Raw genomic sequence first — 19,338 nt, forward strand, 5'->3', positions numbered from 1 at the left:
TAAGCGGATTCAGGCTCTTTTTTAGTCATCAAGATGAACAGATGCATCTTTCCCTTGTAAAAACTCAAACCAGCGCTGCCTGAATTTAATTTGGGCACCATCGGCATACACATGTGCTTCCTGCTGCAGGGCTTCAGGAATAGGCCGCGGATGCTGGCTTTCAACAACCGCCTGGTCCTCATTCAGCACCTTCAGGCTGTAGTTGGAGAAAAATTTGTTCATTCCGGGTACTTTTTTCGCAAAGTTTCGCCCTGCATACCCAAGTATCAGGGTTTCTTCTTCATCCACCGGAGTAAACGTTACATAATTGATGAATCTTGATTTATTTGTTCCTGAGGGACGCAAAATCCAGTGCTGCGGAAAGTCATAATAAAGATAAGCGGATCCATTTTTTAAATAAAACGAGTCATCTTCTCCTTCGATCTGAAGATGGCGAATGAATGGATCTGAATTTTTGCCAATGGTCTTCTTATGAACAAAACTCAAGTGCACAACATCAAGAACACTTTCCACCACCCGGGTAAAATGAGCCTGCCAAAACGATTCATAAGGAGCGAGAACAAATCCCTGATCTTCAATTTCTTCAAATAGCTGAAGCGGCGGCAGTGATTCGTGCGCAATTTCCGCGTCTGGATAAATCCAAATCAGTCCCGCTTTTTCCATTACCGGAAAATGATCGGTATGGGCAAACTTTGGTACCGGCTTATCCGGCTGTGAAGGAATATGAAGGCAGTTGCCTTCCCCATTAAACTCCCATCCGTGATAGGCACAAGTGAGCTTTCCATCCCGCACGCAGCCGAGTGAGAGATCTGCCCCTCTGTGGGGACAATAGGCATGCACAGCCTGTGCCGCACCCTCCTTGTTCCTGAAAAGCACAATATCACGGCCAACAATTTTCTTTTTCAGCGGTTTCTTTGCCAGGGCACGGGAAAATCCAATAGCATACCATGTACAAGGGAACTTTCGATTAATATTTTCCTCCACTTTATAACCGCCCTTTCACAAAAGCTTAATCTTTATTATACATACCCTCTTTCACACTAAAACATTAGTAAAACCCTAATCTATGTAAATAGATATCAAAAAACCCGGAGAACCGCTCTCCAGGTTTTTTGAAATAAATCAGGCCTCCCCTTCGAGCTCTTGAACCTGTGCATGATAAACCGATGTATCGAGTTCTTTCCGGGCTTTGCTGGTCAAAATCCCTGCCGTCATGGCTCCGCTTACGTTCAGCGCGGTCCTGCCCATGTCAATTAACGGTTCAACCGAAATCAGCAGCCCTGCCAAAGCGACCGGAAGATTCATAGAAGAAAGAACGAGAAGCGCAGCAAACGTTGCTCCTCCTCCAACACCGGCTATACCAAAAGAACTGATGGCGACAATGACGATAAGACTGAGAATAAAGGATGGCGTCAGCGGATTGACTCCTACGGATGGAGCAATCATTACGGCGAGCATCGCCGGATAGATTCCTGCGCATCCGTTCTGGCCGATTGTGAGTCCGAAAGAACCGGCAAAATTTGCTATGCCCTCCGGTACTCCCAGACTCTTTTGAGTACTGATGTTCAGGGGAAGCGCTCCTGCGCTTGTTCTGGATGTAAAAGCAAACGACAGAACAGGAATAGCCTTTCGAATGTAGGTCAGCGGATTCAACCCCGAAAAAGCGATAAACAGCAAATGGATAACGAACATCAGTGCCAGGGCAACGTACGAAGCAACCACAAATTTACCCAGTTTGGCAATGGCATCCAGATCACTTAAAGCCACCGTTTTGGTCATCAACGCCAGAACACCATAAGGCGTAAGCCGGAGAATAAGCGTTACTACCCGCATCACAATGGAATGAACGGCATCAATAAAGCTTGCAAAAAGAGCCGCATGCTCCTCCTGCTTTCGTTTTACACCAAGATAGGCCACTCCAAGTATGGCCGCAAAGATAACAACGGCAATGGTCGAAGTTGGTCTCGCGCCTGTGAAGTCAAGGAAAGGGTTGCCGGGCAGAAGATCAAGGACCTGCTGCGGCAAAGTTTTATCTTTTACTGTTTCAAATGTAGTCTGCAGTTCTGCTGCCCGTGCTGCTTCCGCACTGCCGTTTGAGATCTGTACGGCTTCCAAATGGAAGGAAAGAGCTGTGGCAATGCCGATGGCTGCTGCGATGGCTGTAGTTCCAACCAGAATTCCAATGACCGAACCGCTGATTTTCCCCACATTATTTGTAAGCTTCAACTTAGTGAATGCTGAAAGGATAGAGACAAAGACAAGAGGCATCACGACCATTTGAAGAAGTTTGACATAACCCCCTCCGATAATCGAGTACCAGTCAGTGGAATGGCTGAGTACGGAAGAAGAAGGCTCATAAATAAACTGAAGGATAAGTCCCCAAACGATACCTGCGGCCAAGCCCGTAAACACCCTCTTGGAAAAAGAAACCTGTTTTTTCTGCAGGTAATAAAGACTGCCTGCGATCAACAGCAAAACGGCAATGTTAACAACAATTAAGAAAACGGCCATTATTCTTTTCCTCCTTGTTAGTTGCCAGTATCCCTACCGCAGTACTTGGTCTTCCCTCCCTCCCTTTTTTCTACAAAAAAAGACCCACTTCATTAAAAAGCGAGCCTTCAGCACGTCTGATCAGCAATTGTTAGCGGTATGGATTTGTTACATTCTATGCGGTGTTGCCTTCCCCTATGTCCACCCGGTTATAAAAGTTTCTTGTACATAACGATATGCGGACCAATACCCGGCAGCTCAAAAACCTCTCCGTAATCCTGCAAACCCATTTTTTTATAATACCCTGCCACTCCTGTTCTCGCATTGCACCACCAGAGATCGCACTTCCTTTGCTTAAGGATTTCTTCTCCCCTGGAAAGCAGACTGCTCCCCGCTTTTTCTTTACGGAAGTTTTCCAATGTTGCCATTCCCCGCAGACGGTAGTGCACTTGACCATCAAGATCAGGATGTTTTTCTTTGTAAAATGAAGCAATGGATATCAGCTCATCAGCGAAAAATGCACCCAGATGAAAGGTATCAGGGTCATTGTCCCCCGGAAAGCGGCAATCTTCAATGGTCTGGTTCGGCCGAAGGATTTTGTGTCTTACCGGGTATGTTTGTTCAGGTGTAATGGTTTTTATGCTGATCATTTTAGCTGCTCCTTTCCACAAGGCAAAACCCGCTCAAGAAACTGTGACGTGAAGGCATCCTTATCTACTTCCAGCCCTACCTCAATTCCCTTCTCAGAGGTCTTTCCGATGCTTTGTCCCAGAGACTGTTCATCCATTGAAACATGTACCTGCATCGTTTTTGTTTTAATAAAGGAAGGATTAACAGCTACAGCAACAGCGAGGGGGTCATGCAGTGCACATCCGCCCAGATGGGGATTTACTTGTTCATAAAAATCCATGTAAAAACAGCACATGTCTGCAAAAGCTGTCCCAATTTCACTTCCCCCGCATCTCCAATCCAGAAGGGTTCCTCTCTTCAAAACGGTTTGCATGGTTACGTCCAGCCCAACCAGAGTAATCGGCAATCCTGACCGGAGAACAAAATCAGCAGCTTCCGCATCTGCATAAAAATTCGCCTCGGCATAAGGTGTAACATTTCCCGGGACAGTGACGGCGCCGCCCATGATAATAACCTCTTTCACTAAACCAATGATTGAAGGGTCCTTTTCTATCGCCAATGCCATATTGGTTTGAGTCCCGACGGTCACCAGTGTAACTTCATGAGGGTGCTCTTTCACCATGGATATTATGTAATCGCTCGCATGAATCTCCGTGACAGCTGTCATGGGATCAGGAAGCCCTATGTTTCCGAGCCCGTCCTTTCCATGCACATCATAGGCCCTGTGCCGGGTAGTTTCTCTTCGAAAAGGCTTATCCGCCCCCATAACGACCGGTATCTCACTTCTGCCCAGAAGTTGAAGAACCTGAAGCGTATTTCTTGTCGCTTCGTCTGCCGAAACATTTCCAAATCCTGTGGTAATGCCAAGCAGATTTAACTCTGGCGAATTTACGGCATAAGCAATGGCCAATGCATCATCAATTCCCGTATCAACATCAAGTATGGTTAATTTCATCGATGCTCTTCCTTCCTTTTTCATTGATTAAAGATTTCCTATGTAGAGCCCCAGTCCGATCAGACAAAAAACAATCAGTACAACATAAATGGCAGTGAGTCTTGTTAAGTTGCTTTTTGTGGAAGAACCATATTTTTCATCCTTTTGCAGACCAATAAATATGGTCAGTCCGGCAATAACTACCCCTGCAATAAGAGCTGTTATGATATACCCCATCCATATCCCTCTTTCCGCGCTTAACTATCCCTCTAATGGTAAATCAGCGAACAAAAAAAGCCAATAGTGAAGGAAGAATATTCAATAAACTTTCAATAGTGAAACCACCTGCATGGCTGGCGGAAGCAAGTGCCGTTTTAAGATTGGATAGAAACGGGAAGTATGGTGATAGTAGGAGGCGCTGCTGATGGGGTTTGATTATGATCTTGATTTTAAGCACATTGATTTCCGCAAGAATCCGGAAAAATACAAAGTTGGCCGGGGAGAACAGGGTGTCCTGCTCGTTGAGCCTTACAAAAGTGAAATTCTCCCTCACTGGCGTTTCAAAACTCCGGACATCGCAAAAGAATCCTCTGAGAAAATCTATGATCTTTTTTTGGAATATAAAAAGGAGAATGATTTTGTTGGAATGGATATGGCCAGGAAATTTTTGCAAATGGGCTATACCCGGGCCAGAAGGTACACGAATTATAAGGGCGGGAGAAAGTACGATAAGGAAGGCAAGGTAAACGACAGACTAATTGATGAAACGAAAGCAGAATCGGCAGCCATCTTCATGGAAAAGTGGAAAATGGCCAGAGAAGACGAGGAATATCTGACATTGAAAAAAGAACACCAGCACCGCTATGGATAAAGCCCATTCAACGACATACCATTTAAATCAGAGGTGATTACATGCCAAACACAAAATATTTCCGAATTGGATACGGTATTATTATTCTTCTAGTCATTATTTTACTCTCAACCAAGGTAAGCTTTATCTTTCGGCCGCTTGAAATTATATTCACAACCTTGTTTTTCCCTTTTTTAATCGGTGGTGTTATTTTTTACTTATTGCGCCCCATCGTCTATTATCTTGGAAAGCACAATGTTCCCAAAGCACTCTCTATCCTGTTAATCTATCTTTTATTTATCGGCCTTGGCACGCTTCTTGTATTCCTCCTGGGGCCGCAGCTGCAAAACCAGTTTCAGGGACTTATTAAAAATACGCCGCAGATTGTGGACACACTCAACGATAAAGTTAACGGGCTGAGGCAGAATGAATGGTTTTCGCGCTTTCAGCGAAACGAGTACCTCACCTTTGACAGCATCACGCAGAAAGCAAGTGATTATGCCAAGGATTTTTCAAGCAATCTGGGGGATAAGATTACCAGTTTAATCGGTATCATAACAAGCATTGCAACGGTCATCGTAACCGTACCGTTTATTGTCTTTTACATGCTTAAAGACAGCGAAGGGCTCGGCAGCCGGGTAGAGAACGTACTCCCCTATTTACAGGCTTCGGAAGCGAAACGAATTTTAAAAGACATGGACGAAGCGCTCAGCTCTTATATACAGGGGCAGGCGATCGCTGCATTTCTCGTCGGAGTCATGATGTACATCGGCTACAGCATTATCGGACTTGATTACTCACTGATTCTTGCGATTACTGCCATGATTACGAATATCATTCCGTTTCTTGGCGCCTTTATCGCTTTCATACCGGCTATTATCATCGGCTTGATTATGTCTCCGTTCATGGCATTAAAAGTAGCCATCGTTGTTATTGTAGTACAGCAGATTGATGGAAATGTGACTTCTCCTTTGATTATGGGAAGAAAACTCGATGTCCATCCGCTGACCGTTATTCTTATCCTTCTGGTTGCCGGTAACATGGCAGGCTTCCTGGGAATGATTCTTGGCGTTCCGTTTTATGCCTTACTGAAAGTTATCGTGAGCCATACGTACCGGCTTTACCAGCTAAACAGAGAAAAAGAACACAATGGAATAAAAATTGTAGAATAATAATATCGCAAGGGGCTGTCCAGAAAGTCAGTGAAATTGACTTCTGGTAGCTCCTTTTTTTAATTTGGCAACTTGAAATTGGTCACCATCTTCATTGATCAGTTACTTGGAGTGGAGGGTGCGAGGCTCCTGCAGGGGAAGCGTGACAGGTGAGACACACAGGCGCTTGCGCCGGTGGGGCTCAGCGCACGCCCTGCGAAAGTAGGCGCTCGCGCCGGTAAAAGCGAGCATCCAGGAGCGGAAAGTAACGCTCTCAAGAGCTTCGAAGACACTTATTGGACCGCCTCTTTTTTCATGCGTCAACCAAAGCAGGCTGTCCAAACCATATATCACTTGTTCACATAATATAGTCCTAGAGTTATTCAATACATGTGAACAAGGAGAATGAAAAATTGAGCGGGACAAGACTAACAGGCAGAATCGTTATCCCGGGAAGTCCATCCTATCGTCAAGACAGGCAAAATTTGAACCTTAGCATACAAAAATACCCATGCATCATCGTTTTTTGCCAAAACCGGTGCGATGTAAAAAATGCACTAAAGTGGGCGCGAGAACACAAAACCCCTTTCCGCGTCCGCAGCGGGCGGCACAGCTATGAAAATTTTTCTCTGGTAAACCGCGGTCTCATCATTGATGTCAGCGAAATGAAAGGTATTGTGTATGATCCACAAAAACAAATGGCTTATATTCAAGCTGGAGCTGAACTGGGAATGGTTTATCAACAGCTGTGGGACAACCGGGTAACCATCCCCGCAGGCACTTCCTCTAGTGTAGGTCTCAGCGGACTGGCACTCGGCGGGGGAATTGGCATGCTAACCCGTGCTTTCGGCTTAACATGCGACAGTATTGAAGAAATAGAGATTGTCATTCCATGCGAGACACGTGGCGCAAAAGTCATTTGTGCGAGCCAAACGAAAAACCCTGATTTATTTTGGGCATGCCGCGGCGGTGGTGGCGGAAACTTCGGAATTGCTACAGCCTTTAAGTTCCGAGTATATCCTGTGGCTAACGTATCCATTTTCTCGATCACCTGGAATTGGGAAGATTTCCATGCCTCCTATAATTCCTGGCAAAAATGGGCTCCTTTTACCGACAAGCGCCTGACCTCCCAAATCGAACTTTTTGCTTCAGGAACCATCACTGCCTCAGGTGAGTTCCTTGGTTCTCCAAAGGAACTGCAAAAGGTGATTAAACCCCTGCTGGAAACCGGTACACCTTTAAATGTAATGATTCAGTCCATCCCCTATATTGAGGCCGTACACTTTTTTAATTCCCCCGGCGGCAACCGGCCCGTTTCCTTTAAGCGTTCGGGCTCCTTTGTTTATGAGCCCCTGCCTGATAAAGCCATTGAAACGATGAAACAATTTCTTGAAAATGCACCCAATCAGCAAACAACGATCTGGCAGCAGGCCTTAGGCGGAGCTGTAATGGAATACGCCCCTAAAGAGACCGCTTTTTTCCATCGAAAGGCCATTATTGCCCAGGAATATAACACTTCCTGGATGTGCAAGGAACAGAAGCAAGAAAATATTAATTGGGTTGAAGGCGTAAGAAACGCAATGAAGCCATACACCAAAGGTGACTATGTGAACTGGCCGGACCGCGCCATAAAAAAATGGCCGTGTGCCTACTATGGATCAAACTATAAGAGGCTTCGCAAAGTAAAGACCGCCTATGATCCGTATAATGTATTCTGTTTCTCCCAGAGTATCCGCCCTTATTGGCCGTTATAGTCACAAAGCTCAATGATTGTTCCCTGTGTATGAACCGGGTTAATATAAATAAGCCTTCTGCCATATGGATTGATCCGGTACGTATCTTTTAAGAAGGTGATTCCCTTCTTCTCATAATCTTTCATCGCTTCCTCAAGGTTGTCCACTTGGTATGCAATATGGTGGACACCTTTTCCTTTTTGGCGGATGAAACGTTCAATGGGGGATGTTTTGCTCGTGGGCTCGAGCAGTTCAATAATCTGGTTTTCCATTTCAATAACGGCAATGTGGGTTTCCACTCCTGGCTTCTCACTGGTGTACCGGTGAAGCAGTTTCCCTCCAAGCATTTCTGTATAAAACTCGATAGCTTCATCGATCCGGCGGACCGCAATACCCGTATGATCAATTTTCATTGTGTCCACTCCCTTCTATAGCATAGTATACCGCCCCCGTCCAAAACTTTAAAATACCACCACTGGCATGAGTGTAGTAGAATAAAAATATTAGGAGGGATATTTCATGAAAACGTTTGAAGAAAAACTCGACCAATACGCAGAAATCGTGGTCAAAGTAGGACTTAACCTTCAGGAAGGCCAGCGATTGTTAATCAATTCTCCCATTGAATCGGCACCTTTCACCCGGAAGGTAACGGAGCACGCCTATAAAAATGGCTGCAAGCGTGTTTTTGTGGAGTGGACAGATACAGAAACAAACCGTATCCACTTAAACAACGCTTCTGAAGAAGTTTTGAAAGATAATCTGCCACAGTGGCAAATCGACATGCATGAAAGTTTAGTAGAAAATAATGACTGCATGCTCATGGTCACAGGCAGCGATCCAAATGGATTTAAAGGCGTACCGGCAGAACGTCTGATGTTTGTGCAAAAAAACGCCGGTGAACGCCTTGAGAAAGTGTCCAAAGCAAGACTTGCCGGAGAAGTGCCATGGCTGATTGCGGGTGCGCCTACAGCTGGCTGGGCCAAAAGTGTCTTTCCAGAAAAAAATGAAACCGATGCCATTGAGGCGCTTTGGGAAGCTATCTTTAAAACCGTTCGAGTCGATCGGCCAGATCCTTTAGCGGCATGGCAAGAACACGGCAAAACATTGCTTGAAAAAGTAAACTATCTGAACGAACAGAAGTTTAAAACCCTTCATTACAAATCCGAAGGCACTGATTTAAGCATTGATCTTCATCCTGAGCATGTATGGATTGGCGGAGGCCATCACTCTGCCTTCAACACTTTTTACATACCCAATATGCCGACAGAAGAAGTATTTACCGCTCCACTCAAAGAAGGTGTAAACGGTACAGTAACCAGCAAAAAACCGTTATCTGCCATGGGTAATATCATTGATAACTTTACCCTTACCTTTAAAGAAGGAAAGGTCGTTGATGTTAAAGCAGAAAAGGGCGAAGATACACTGGAGCAGCTCCTTAACATCGATGAGGGAATGAAATACCTGGGAGAAGTTGCACTCGTTCCTTATGATTCTCCTATTTCAAACTCTGGGATTGTATTCAATAACACCTTGTTTGATGAAAATGCCTCCTGTCACCTGGCACTGGGCATGACAATCAGCATGAACATTCCTGGCGCTGACAAGTTAAGCAAGGAGGAGCTGACAGCCAAAGGCGTCAACCAAAGCCATGGCCATACCGACTTTATGATCGGCTCTGCCGACCTTGAAATTGAAGCCGAGTATCAGGACGGCAGCCGAATTCCATTGTTTACTAACGGAAACTGGGCTATATAATAAAAACGAAGGGCTCAGCCCTTCGTTTTTAATTTGGAAATGTCATGATGAAGGCGGTTCCCTTGCCGCGTTCACTTTCCACTTTTATTCTGCCTTCATGCTTCTCTATAATCCATTTCGCTATAGCTAAACCGAGGCCCAGTCCTTCCTCGTCACTTCTTGCCTGATCACTTTGATAAAAACGGTCAAAAATCCTTTCTTTTTCATGTTCCGCTATTCCGGGGCCGTTATCTTTCACCTTCAGCTCTACAAAGGAACCTGCTTCCCTTACTGATAACAGGATCTGATCTCCATCACCGGTATGTTTCATGGCATTGTCCAATAATATAATAACCAGCTGATGAATTCGCTCCCTGTCTGCGGTTATGGAAATCGGACTCACCGCTTGAAGGGTGATATGTTTCCCCTGATAGGAAGCAATTTCTTCATAATGATCAACAATCTCCCCAAGCAGTTGATCCAGCTGAAAGGTCTGTTTTTTCAATTCCACTTGATTCGAATCTGAGCGTGCGAGCAGCAGGAGCTGGCTCACAAGCTTAGTAAGCCGCCGGCTTTCTTTCGAAATTGCAGAGATATCCCGGCTTTTTTCCTCGATGGTTGCCGCGGGCGAACGAAACAAAAGATCGGTTTTTGCCTGAATGACCGACAGCGGTGTCCTCAGTTCATGCGAAGCGTCAGAGACGAATTTCTGCTGCTTGTCCCACGCCTTTTTTATGGGAATGAGAGCTCGTCCGGCAAGAAAATATCCTCCACCTATGGCACAGGCCGCAACAAACAGACAACCTGCAATTATTACGATAAGCAGTCTTTGCAGCAACTCCTCCTCCGTCTCCACATTGCGTATGGCCTGAACGGTTACCGCTCCGACAAAAGGAATGTTTTCCTTTATGGACTTGGATCGGAAGGTGGCATCATCTGTATGGATGAACTCCAGCTTGTTCATTTTTGCCTGTTCGTACTGATCCGTATTATCCATCACAAAAAAAGGCGGCCGTGGCAGGTCAAGAAGATTATGATTTTCATCCCAGACCAGGATGGTGACCCGGGGATCTCTTGCCATAAAATCCTTATCCCGCGCTTTTCCATGATGCTCCCTTTCCTCTCCTGTACCCGGGAGGCGTTCGAGCTCTTCATTGATGGAATGGTCAGCCGCATTATATAAGCTGACCCGTGTATAAGAATAAACAAGCGCACCAAGCAGGCTTAACAATATGATAAATACAATCGAATTCAGGAGCGTCAGCCTGCGATGAGTTCGTTGAAACATAAAAATTTCTCCTTATTGTTCCTTAAGCATGTAGCCCACGCCCCGGATCGTCTTGATATCTTTATGGTATTGATACGGTTCAAGCTTTTTACGCAGGTGGTGCATAAATACCTCTACGATCGCAATTGTTGTTTCAGAGTCAAATCCCCATACCCGGTCATAAATTTGCTCTTTCGTGAGAATTGTACCGCGGTTCTGAATCATATACTCCATCAGCTCGTACTGCTTAATCGTCAATTTCACCGGATTTCCTTGAATTAATATATCATGTTCCGGGCCTGCCAGCTCTATCCCCCGGTATTTCAGGGTTTGTTTAAGAGTGAGACTGCCGCTCCGCCGCAGCAGCGCACGAAGTCTTGCTTTTAACTCGGAAGCTTCAAAAGGCTTAACAAGATAATCATCCCCGCCATAGTCAAGCCCTTTAACCCGGTCTTCGAGGGCATCTCTTGCGGTCAAAAACAGAACCGGTGTATTTACATTCTCCTTGCGCATTTGCTGGATGATTTCAAATCCATCCATCCCCGGCAGCATGACGTCGAGGACAATGGCATCATAGATATTTTGCATCGCTTCATATAACCCGTCATCGCCGTTTGAGGCAGAATCCACTTTGAATTCATCCGACAGAATTTCAATAATCGTGTCCAGTAACGTTAAATTATCTTCAACAACTAAAATCCGGAGCAAAACAGCCGACCTCTTTTCCGAAAAATATGCTTGTGTCCAGTGTAATGGATACAACCAAGCTTTTCCAACCTCTTTCTTTTCACTTCTGGTTTCCACCTTAGTATAAAGGCTGTTTCTTAACTTTTTCTTAATATGGTCAAGGAAGTTTCCTTACCCAATGCATTAAGCTTTGAAAAGGTATTTTAAAAAGAACAAACAAAAAAACCGTCAGTTTATCCCTGATGAGATAAACTGACGGTTTTTTATGAATTAACGATATCGTTTTGCGCCTTCATAGCGAGGAGACCAATAGGAGTTGTCAAGATCGGTTGTAGTGACTCCCTTTGAGGAAGATGCGTGCATGAATTTGCCGTCCCCCACATATACTCCCGCGTGGGAAAGTTCACCGTTTCCGTTAATATCAAAAAATACAATATCTCCGACTTTAGGGGAGTCTACCGCCGTTCCTTCTTTATGGATGTCTTTTACGGTACGAGGAAGGTCAATGTTCGCTGCCCGGTCGAAAATGTAATTTAAGTAACCGCTGCAATCGAATCCGTCCGGTGTTTCACCGCCCCATTGATACGGTGTTCCAGTATATTTTTTTGCCTCGTCCACAATTGCCTGCTTGCTGAACACACCTAAAGCTTTAAACACCGAGTTTCCAGCAACACCATCTTTTGTCAGCCCCTTATCTTCCTGGAGCTTTTTTACGGCTGAAGTGGTGTATGAGCCATAATAATTTGTTGTTTCGTGATATGTAAAATACCCTTTTTTCTTCAATAAAGCCTGGAGGTCCTGAACATCTGAATCTGTTGTTTTTGGTTTGAGTGTCTCATCTCCGAGAGCTGCGTGACCTGCCACGGGATTGAGTGCAAGAACGCCAGCTGCGATCATTCCTGAAACTAATTTTTTTAAAATAACATCCTCCTGTATATCTGAATTCCTTGTCCATTCTAACAAGGCAATATGACATGGGGATGATAGGAACATTACAATGAGATAACAATCTAACCAAACTATTAATAATACCCAGATTTGTTATTTTGAAAACATAACTAAGTGAATAGTTAGGTACCCGCCGTTCCCCTTTTTATATCAGGTGTTATACTAACGAAAGAAGAGTAAAGAGGTGATATGATGCATATCCAGCAAATAGCCATTCCCCTGCTGGTCTTAATCATTGTGATTTACCGAAGAACCCGCCAGACCATTGGCTTTCAGTTCTTTAAACCCCGAAGGCTCATCTTTCGAATGATTCTTTTTTCATTAATCATTATCGGATTCCTGGCCAACGCTGCCATGCACCCCCGCACCTTGTTTTTTGCAGTGCCCGGTTTATTAATTGGTATAGTGCTTGTACATTTTGCAGCAAGACACAGTACATTTCAGTGGAAAAACAATCAACTCTATTATCGAACTCATAAATGGATTGAAGCAACGGTGCTTGTCCTCTTTTTGGGCCGTTTTTTGTACAGGTATCTGTTTTTATTAAATAATACGGATTGGCAGTCCATACAGAGTATTCAATATGGACAGCATTTCACAAGAGATCCATTAACCGCTTTTGTGTTCTTCATCCTCGGGACTTATTATATTGTCTTTAACGCCTATATCCTTAAAAGGGGAAAAGAACTGCAAAAGGAAGAATCCCCCTTGCATCCTGAAGTTCTTTAAACTAATAAATCCGCTTCCTTTTACGGGCGTATCACACACACGCCTCCTTTACCGGCGTATCACACACACGCCTCCTTTACCGCCGCAAAAAAATCCGCCTAAGGCGGATTTTTTGAACTTCAGCGTATGCGGTTTATACTGATTTTTTGTAGGTTTTCTTCTCCTTGTCCAAACCATTTCCCAGCGTTCCAAAACGTGCTTCCTTATACGGATCAATCAGTTCATTATCTTTGAAATAGACTCTTGGAGTATTCCATAAAGCTTTCATTGCTTTGCTCATTTTCATTTCATGATACCGTTCAGGCCACATTTTTTTAATATGCTGCTTCACCAAAGGGTAATGCTTCGGGCTCATGCTCGGAAACAAATGGTGCTCTGTATGATAAGAGAAATTGAAGTGAAGCACATCCACCCATTTCGGAACAGTTACAGTCAGGCTGTTAGCCAGCGGATCATTAACCGGGGTTAACGGATTCAGCCTGTGATTTGTTGAAATATAGCTCATTACAATGAAATTTGCGATCAGCAACGGGATAAAAAACGCAAAAAGCCATTTGACAGGTCCGATCCAGAATAACAAACCGATCCAGGAGGACCATGGCAGAATGGTCTGCAACAAAACAGCCGGGCGGTTTCGCGGGTTGAAATCCTTTATATATTCAAAGAACATTTTTAGTCCATGCATGGTAAATTGAATGCTTAAGGAGACAAAGCCAAAGAATGCACGCAACCCAAAAGGCATCCGGTAAATAACACGGAGAAACGAATTTTGGACGAGCTTCTCAAGATTTGGCCAGGCATCCGGATCTTTTTCCTCGTGCTGGGTATTTACATGATGGTTCATGTTATGCCATTTTCTCCATAGCCTGGGGCCAGTGCTTAATGGCCAAAAGGCGACAGCGCCAAGAAAGTTTCGCAGCCAGGCTGTTTTCACTACCGTTCCGTGAAGGATTTCATGACCTAAAAATCCCATGGCTGCAAAAGAAGCGCCTATAATACCGGCAATCAGTATATTGAACACGATATGAAGATCAAAATAACCAATTCCCATAAAGCCTGCCACTACCACAAGGAGATAAGCAAATCCTCCCCAAAGGCGTGCTGGAACGGGTTTAAACAAATTCTTTGAAAGATGCGGTGTAATGCGGGCAGCGTACCACCCGAACGAATGAAGGTCTTTAATGTAAAGGTCCCCTTTCTTTACTCCAAGTTCTTCTAAGCATATAAGACTAAAGATTATGTTACAAGTTAAGTTTTATGACAAACACTGAATTTTCAACTAAGAAAATCCGATTGTTTACTTAACTAATTTAAATTTTTAAGGACGTTTATACTAAGCAAAACCGATAGTCAGGGTCTAATTCCTCATTTTTCCACATAAGTCTTTTGTAACCGTTTTTACATGATATATTTACATTATTCGACTCATTTCTTAATAAATGGGTGGTAGGATTTTAATGGTTCTGCTTTAAAAATTTTAAAGTAAAGGGTGAAATGCATGGGTACAAAAGGGTACAAAAAGGGGTTCAGCCTGGCAATGGTCCTTATATTTATCGTCAGTTTGCTGTCTCCAATTGCTGTAAGAACAGCAACTGCGGCGGACGTCATCTCGGTTAAAGATGCCATTGCCAATAATAGCGGCACTAATAAGACCGTAGAAGGCTATATCGTAGGAACAGTCAAGGGAGGAAGCGGAGCCTCAATCTCTTACCAATTCTCCGCACCATTTTCCGTTAATACCAATCTGGCGATCGCTGATTCGCCAACAGAAACCGAAAAAACCAAAATTTTGCCGGTGCAGCTTCCAGCAAATGCGGTAAGAGATGATCTGAATTTGAAAGATCACCCTGAAAACCTTGGCAAAAAAATTCAGATTACAGGTGACCTGGCTGCCTATTTCTCAGTACCTGGACATAAGAATGCCAAAAGCTATACATTTGCGGGCGACACTCCACAAGAACCTCAGACAGAACCTGTTACTGCGACACCAGATAAAGGTATTGTCACAGACGGCACAGAGGTTACACTGGCAACAGCTACGAAGGATGCGGACATCTATTATACAGTTGATGGAAGTGAACCTGCATTAAACAGCACAAAGTACACCAAGCCCATTGTCATTAAAGAAGACACGACGATCAAAGCGATTGCCGTCAAGGACGGCTTAAAAAACAGTGAGACAGCTGCCTTTACCTATACAGTTGCCCTCACCGGTTTGCGTATTCATGATATTCAGGGAGCCTCCCAGCAGTCGCCATTCGCTAATAAATCTGTAGCTGACGTAGAAGGAATCGTCACACATGTTGTGGACAGCAATGATTTCTACATGCAGGATTTAAAGCCAGACCAAAATGACAAAACATCAGAAGGAATCCTTGTATATAAAAAGGGACACGGATTGTCAGCTGGTGATGTGGTCAAAACTACCGGCCAGGTAAAGGAATGGGTGCTTGACGGTTATGCAGAAAAATTGAAAACCGACCTTCCTGTAACGGAAATCAATGCAGATACCGGCGGATCGGTAACCGTGACTGAAACCGGACATGACCTTCCAGCTCCTGTTCTGATCGGCTTCGGCGGAAGACACATTCCGACCCTCGTAATTGACAATGATAACTTTGGCAAGTTTGATCCTGAAGAGGACGGAATCGATTTTTATGAAAGCCTTGAAGGTATGCGAATCCAGTTGAAAGACCCACGGGTGATCGCTCCCCAAAGCTACGGCGAGCTTGCTGTTGTGGTAAAAAACCAGGGCAACACCGCTCTTAATTCTTCTGGAGCCATTAACATAACAAAGAATGACTTTAATCCAGAGCGCATTTTTGTCGATATCAATGACAGCAGCTTTGTTGCCAAATCCGGGGATTATTTTAAAGGCAATATTACCGGAGTAGTCAGCTACAGCTTCAGTAACTACAAAGTCCTTGCCAACAAAAATGATCTTCCTGCCTTTTTCGAAGGAACAACAGAACGTGAAGTGACAAAGCTTAAAGGCAAAAACAAAAAACTTACCATTGCAAGCTTTAACGTCGAAAACTTTTCAGCAAACAAAGAAGGTTCAGACGGGACAAGCGATGAGAAGGCAGAGCGAATTGCTGATTCCATCGTCCATAATTTAAATTCTCCTGACATCATCGGACTTACCGAAATCCAGGACAGCAATGGTCCTGTTAACAACGGGGAAACAGATTCAAAGGAAAGCGCCGAGCGTCTGATTAAAGCCATTCAGGAAAATGGCGGCCCCGCGTACAAGTTCACCGATGTTGCCCCTGTGAACGGAAAAGATGGCGGAATTCCAGGCGGGAACATCCGCGTAGCGTTCATTTATAATCCGGAACGCGTATCCCTTGTTCCAGGAGAAAAAGGAACGGCTACCCAGGCAGTTGAATATAAAGATGGCAAGCTGTCTCTAAACCCGGGACGAATCGATCCGACAAACCCGGCATTTAACAACAGCCGAAAACCTCTTGCGGCACAATTTGAGTTCAACGGAGAAAAGATTGTAGTCATTGCCAACCACTTTAACTCAAAGGGCGGCGACGAGCCACTGTTTGGCAAGAACCAGCCACCTGTATTAGGCAGTGAAATCCAGCGCCATAAGATTGCTGATATTGTGAACAACTTTGTAAAAAGCATTAAAGCGGATGATCCAAACGCTAATGTTGTTCTGACTGGTGACTTTAACGACTTCGAATTCAGCACCACTCTTGAAAAGGTGAAAGGAAAAGAATTAACCAACATGATTGAAGAAGTTCCTTCCATTGAACGCTATTCCTACTCCTATCAGGGAAATGCTCAAGTGCTGGATCACATTCTTGTTTCCAATAACCTTAAGAATAATACAAAGGTAGATATTGTTCACATTAACTCCCAGTTCATGGAGCAGCACGGCCGTGCAAGTGACCATGACCCTGTTGTGGTTCAGGTCAAATTGAAGAAAGCCAATTAATAAAAAGCGGTGCCTTCGGGCATCTCTTTTTTTTTGGATTCACTGAACGTTTTTGCTGTCTCATGCGTCTTAGTTACAAAAAGGAGTTTTTCATAATGAGCCGACATATTGAATTCGCAAGCGATCGTTTGATTATAACCTTTACTGGGCTGACTGTTGCTGCGGCACTGAAAAAAGAAATTACGGTTCCACTGACGGCGGTTTCCTCCGTACGGGTCGGTGACTTTAAAATTAATCCGATTGCTTTCCGGATCGGTACTTCCGGAATTACCCGAAACATGAAACACGGGCGTTTTCTCTATCAAAATGAATGGGTCTTTCTTTCCTTTTCCAATCACAAGAACGTGCTGATTATCGATCTGGATGATTTTGAATACAAGAAGATCGTTCTGGAGCTTGACTCACCAGAAGAGACAAAAATGAAAATTGAGAGCCTGCTTGCCCAGGTGTAACGAAAAAAGCAACCCTTAAAAATTACACAGGGTTGCTTTTTACATCCATCCTTTTTCCTCAGCCAGTGAGATGGCTTCAATTCTGCTTTTTACCTGCAGCTTGGCAAGGATTTCAGAAATATAATTTCGTACCGTTCCAGCTGACAAAAAAAGCTCACGCGAAATTTCTTTGGACGTTTTCCCTTCAGCTACCAGCCTTAGTACTTCCCTTTCCCGTTCGGTCAGTGGATTGCTTCCTCCACCCACACTTCCGAATACCAATTCAGAGGCGTAATCCCTCTTGCCATTCATGATATTCCTAATGGATGCGGCGAGCTCTTCACTTGAGCCATCCTTTAATAAATAGCCATGCACATCAGCCTTCAACGCACGTTCAAAATAACCCGGACGTGCGAATGTTGTTACGATGATAATGCGGCATTCCAGCTTCTTTCTCTTCAGTTCTTCAGCCACTTCCAAGCCGCTCATCAGAGGCATTTCGATGTCCATAAGACAAACGTCTGGTTTCAGTGAAGTAATCATGGATAGCGCCATTTCGCCGTTCTCCGCCTGGCCGACAACCTCTATATCTTCTTCCATATCCAAAAGGGCTCCGAGTGCCCCTCTCAGCATACCCTGGTCCTCGGCAATCATCACTCGTATCATAACAGTGCAGCCTCGTCTTTCTTTTGTTTTACAACGACCGGGATGGTAATGATGAGTTCCGTTCCACTGTTGGAAAAAGCGTTCAATTTCCCCTCAATCAATTCCAGTCTCTCAGCCATACCCGTTAAGCCATTGCCTACCTTTTTTTTTTCGTCAAGACCCACTCCATCATCTTTGATTACCAGTACCACTTCCCCCGGGTTCTGACTGATGTGAATGGTACACTTTTTCCCCTTAGAATGTTTGACTACGTTAGTAACTCCTTCTTTTATACATAGGCTTAGGATGTTCTGGGATAGATAGGGCACCTCCTCCAGCCCGCTGTCGCCATTAAAATGATACTCAATCCCGGCAGCTTCAAGTATAGATTGTACTTTGACAAGTTCTTCGGCCACCGTCACAGCTCGCATGTCGGAAACCAGCTCCCTCACCTGCTTTAATGCCGTCCTTGAGGTTTTTTCAATTTCTTTTGCTTCCACCCGCGCCCTTTCCGGCTGTTTGATTACCAGCTTTTCTACCAGCTGGCTTTTCAGCGTGATTAATGAAAGTGTATGGCCGAGAGTATCATGAAGGTCCCTGGCGATTCTCATCCGCTCTTCCCTCTTCACCAGGTTCTTGATCTGCTCATTGGCCTCGTTCAGCTGTTTCTCCAGCTCCTGCCTCTGATTCATAGACCTGATACCGAACGGAGACATCAGCATAATAACGAAGAAAGGAAGAAAGTACACCATATCAGTAAGGCCCTGATTGAGGATGCCAAGAACCAGCGGTACAGACTGCACTACAGCAAAGACAGCAAGCGCAAGGTAAAACGATCGTTTCTTTTTGTACCAGCCAATAAAGTTTGCAGGAAAGAAACCCATAAACAGATTATTCGGGCTGTAAAACAGGCTCATCACCAAAATAATCAGCATTTGTACCGCAAGCCAGTATGTAAAGGTTTTTTTCCCTTCCGTGCAGTAAAGCTGGCGGTAGGTCAACAGAAACAGCAGCAAAAGCCCGTACCCAATGACAAGTTTTATGCCCGATTCCACCGCAATGGCAACCGCAGGCAAACTGACATAGACTAAGAAGATATACGGAAAAAAGCCGTATCGTTCAGGAAAAATTCTCACCTTTTTTCCCATCCGTTTCATTTA

Annotated in this window: 19 protein-coding genes; 7 read left to right on the forward strand and 12 right to left on the reverse strand. The window is 44.4% G+C overall.

Annotated features, from left to right (window positions below; translation table 11 throughout):
• Positions 1–21: 21 nt before the first annotated feature.
• The 5 genes from QYB97_RS14945 to QYB97_RS14965 all read right to left on the reverse strand — a co-directional run bounded on the left by QYB97_RS14945 (position 22) and on the right by QYB97_RS14965 (position 4,291).
• The gene (locus tag QYB97_RS14945; RefSeq protein WP_301166815.1) at positions 22–984 is read right to left on the reverse strand and encodes an aromatic ring-hydroxylating oxygenase subunit alpha; all 963 of its coding nucleotides are present in this window, start codon (positions 982–984) and stop codon (positions 22–24) included.
• Positions 985–1,122: 138 nt separating this feature from the next.
• Positions 1,123–2,511: an L-cystine transporter gene (locus QYB97_RS14950; protein WP_301166816.1), complete on the reverse strand. Its 1,389-nt coding sequence runs from the start codon at positions 2,509–2,511 to the stop codon at positions 1,123–1,125.
• A gap of 188 nt (positions 2,512–2,699) precedes the next feature.
• Entirely contained in the window at positions 2,700–3,140 is a 441-nt protein-coding gene (locus QYB97_RS14955; protein ID WP_301166817.1) for a GNAT family N-acetyltransferase, read from the reverse strand.
• Positions 3,137–4,075, reverse strand: coding sequence for a nucleoside hydrolase (locus QYB97_RS14960; RefSeq protein ID WP_301166818.1), 939 nt, complete (start codon positions 4,073–4,075; stop codon positions 3,137–3,139). The genes QYB97_RS14955 and QYB97_RS14960 overlap by 4 nt, the downstream gene beginning before the upstream one ends.
• 27 nt (positions 4,076–4,102) lie before the next feature.
• Positions 4,103–4,291: a hypothetical protein gene (locus tag QYB97_RS14965; RefSeq protein ID WP_301166819.1), complete on the reverse strand. Its 189-nt coding sequence runs from the start codon at positions 4,289–4,291 to the stop codon at positions 4,103–4,105.
• Between the two features lie 187 nt (positions 4,292–4,478).
• On the opposite strand from QYB97_RS14965, the gene QYB97_RS14970 reads away from it, so the two are divergent.
• From QYB97_RS14970 to QYB97_RS14980, 3 genes are all read left to right on the forward strand, one after another.
• Positions 4,479–4,925: a DUF4385 domain-containing protein gene (locus QYB97_RS14970; protein ID WP_301166820.1), complete on the forward strand. Its 447-nt coding sequence runs from the start codon at positions 4,479–4,481 to the stop codon at positions 4,923–4,925.
• A 41-nt stretch (positions 4,926–4,966) separates the two neighbouring features.
• Positions 4,967–6,076 (forward strand): AI-2E family transporter, encoded by a 1,110-nt coding sequence (locus QYB97_RS14975; RefSeq protein ID WP_301166821.1) that lies wholly within the window; start codon positions 4,967–4,969, stop codon positions 6,074–6,076.
• A gap of 392 nt (positions 6,077–6,468) precedes the next feature.
• Positions 6,469–7,809 (forward strand): FAD-binding oxidoreductase, encoded by a 1,341-nt coding sequence (locus tag QYB97_RS14980; RefSeq protein ID WP_301166822.1) that lies wholly within the window; start codon positions 6,469–6,471, stop codon positions 7,807–7,809.
• Here QYB97_RS14980 and QYB97_RS14985 read toward each other — a convergent pair.
• Positions 7,794–8,201 (reverse strand): VOC family protein, encoded by a 408-nt coding sequence (locus QYB97_RS14985; RefSeq protein WP_301166823.1) that lies wholly within the window; start codon positions 8,199–8,201, stop codon positions 7,794–7,796. The two genes, QYB97_RS14980 and QYB97_RS14985, sit on opposite strands and share 16 nt — an antisense overlap.
• 106 nt (positions 8,202–8,307) lie before the next feature.
• On the opposite strand from QYB97_RS14985, the gene QYB97_RS14990 reads away from it, so the two are divergent.
• Positions 8,308–9,543 (forward strand): aminopeptidase, encoded by a 1,236-nt coding sequence (locus QYB97_RS14990; RefSeq protein WP_301166824.1) that lies wholly within the window; start codon positions 8,308–8,310, stop codon positions 9,541–9,543.
• Between the two features lie 28 nt (positions 9,544–9,571).
• On the opposite strand, the gene QYB97_RS14995 is transcribed toward QYB97_RS14990, so the two are convergent.
• The 3 genes from QYB97_RS14995 to QYB97_RS15005 form a co-directional block, all read right to left on the reverse strand.
• Positions 9,572–10,810 carry a sensor histidine kinase gene (locus QYB97_RS14995; protein WP_301166825.1) on the reverse strand — a complete coding sequence of 413 codons (1,239 nt, stop codon included), beginning with the start codon at positions 10,808–10,810 and terminating at the stop codon, positions 9,572–9,574.
• Between the two features lie 12 nt (positions 10,811–10,822).
• Complete coding sequence (locus QYB97_RS15000; RefSeq protein WP_301166826.1) at positions 10,823–11,497, reverse strand: response regulator transcription factor; 675 nt, start codon at positions 11,495–11,497, stop codon at positions 10,823–10,825.
• 249 nt (positions 11,498–11,746) lie between these two features.
• The gene (locus QYB97_RS15005) at positions 11,747–12,373 is read right to left on the reverse strand and encodes a C40 family peptidase (RefSeq protein ID WP_301166827.1); all 627 of its coding nucleotides are present in this window, start codon (positions 12,371–12,373) and stop codon (positions 11,747–11,749) included.
• Between the two features lie 240 nt (positions 12,374–12,613).
• On the opposite strand from QYB97_RS15005, the gene QYB97_RS15010 reads away from it, so the two are divergent.
• Positions 12,614–13,153, forward strand: a complete 540-nt coding sequence (locus tag QYB97_RS15010; RefSeq protein WP_301166828.1) for a CcdC protein domain-containing protein — start codon at positions 12,614–12,616, stop codon at positions 13,151–13,153.
• A gap of 133 nt (positions 13,154–13,286) precedes the next feature.
• Here the strand turns inward: QYB97_RS15010 and desB are convergent, their stop codons facing one another.
• A complete protein-coding gene (gene desB / locus QYB97_RS15015; protein ID WP_301167054.1) occupies positions 13,287–14,336 on the reverse strand; it encodes a Delta(10) desaturase DesB in 1,050 nt (349 codons plus the stop codon).
• A gap of 315 nt (positions 14,337–14,651) precedes the next feature.
• Between desB and QYB97_RS15020 the strand changes: the two genes are divergently transcribed.
• Both QYB97_RS15020 and QYB97_RS15025 read left to right on the forward strand, forming a co-directional pair.
• Complete coding sequence (locus tag QYB97_RS15020) at positions 14,652–17,102, forward strand: DUF6359 domain-containing protein (protein ID WP_301166829.1); 2,451 nt, start codon at positions 14,652–14,654, stop codon at positions 17,100–17,102.
• 95 nt (positions 17,103–17,197) lie between these two features.
• Complete coding sequence (locus QYB97_RS15025; protein ID WP_301166830.1) at positions 17,198–17,554, forward strand: hypothetical protein; 357 nt, start codon at positions 17,198–17,200, stop codon at positions 17,552–17,554.
• Between the two features lie 39 nt (positions 17,555–17,593).
• Here QYB97_RS15025 and QYB97_RS15030 read toward each other — a convergent pair whose 3' ends face one another.
• Both QYB97_RS15030 and QYB97_RS15035 read right to left on the reverse strand, forming a co-directional pair.
• Positions 17,594–18,199: a response regulator transcription factor gene (locus QYB97_RS15030; protein WP_301166831.1), complete on the reverse strand. Its 606-nt coding sequence runs from the start codon at positions 18,197–18,199 to the stop codon at positions 17,594–17,596.
• Positions 18,196–19,326: a sensor histidine kinase gene (locus tag QYB97_RS15035; RefSeq protein ID WP_301167055.1), complete on the reverse strand. Its 1,131-nt coding sequence runs from the start codon at positions 19,324–19,326 to the stop codon at positions 18,196–18,198. The genes QYB97_RS15030 and QYB97_RS15035 overlap by 4 nt, the downstream gene beginning before the upstream one ends.
• Positions 19,327–19,338: the final 12 nt, after the last annotated feature.

The organism is Fictibacillus fluitans, assembly GCF_030418125.1.
GTDB classification, from domain to species: Bacteria; Bacillota; Bacilli; order Bacillales; family Fictibacillaceae; genus Fictibacillus_C; species Fictibacillus_C fluitans.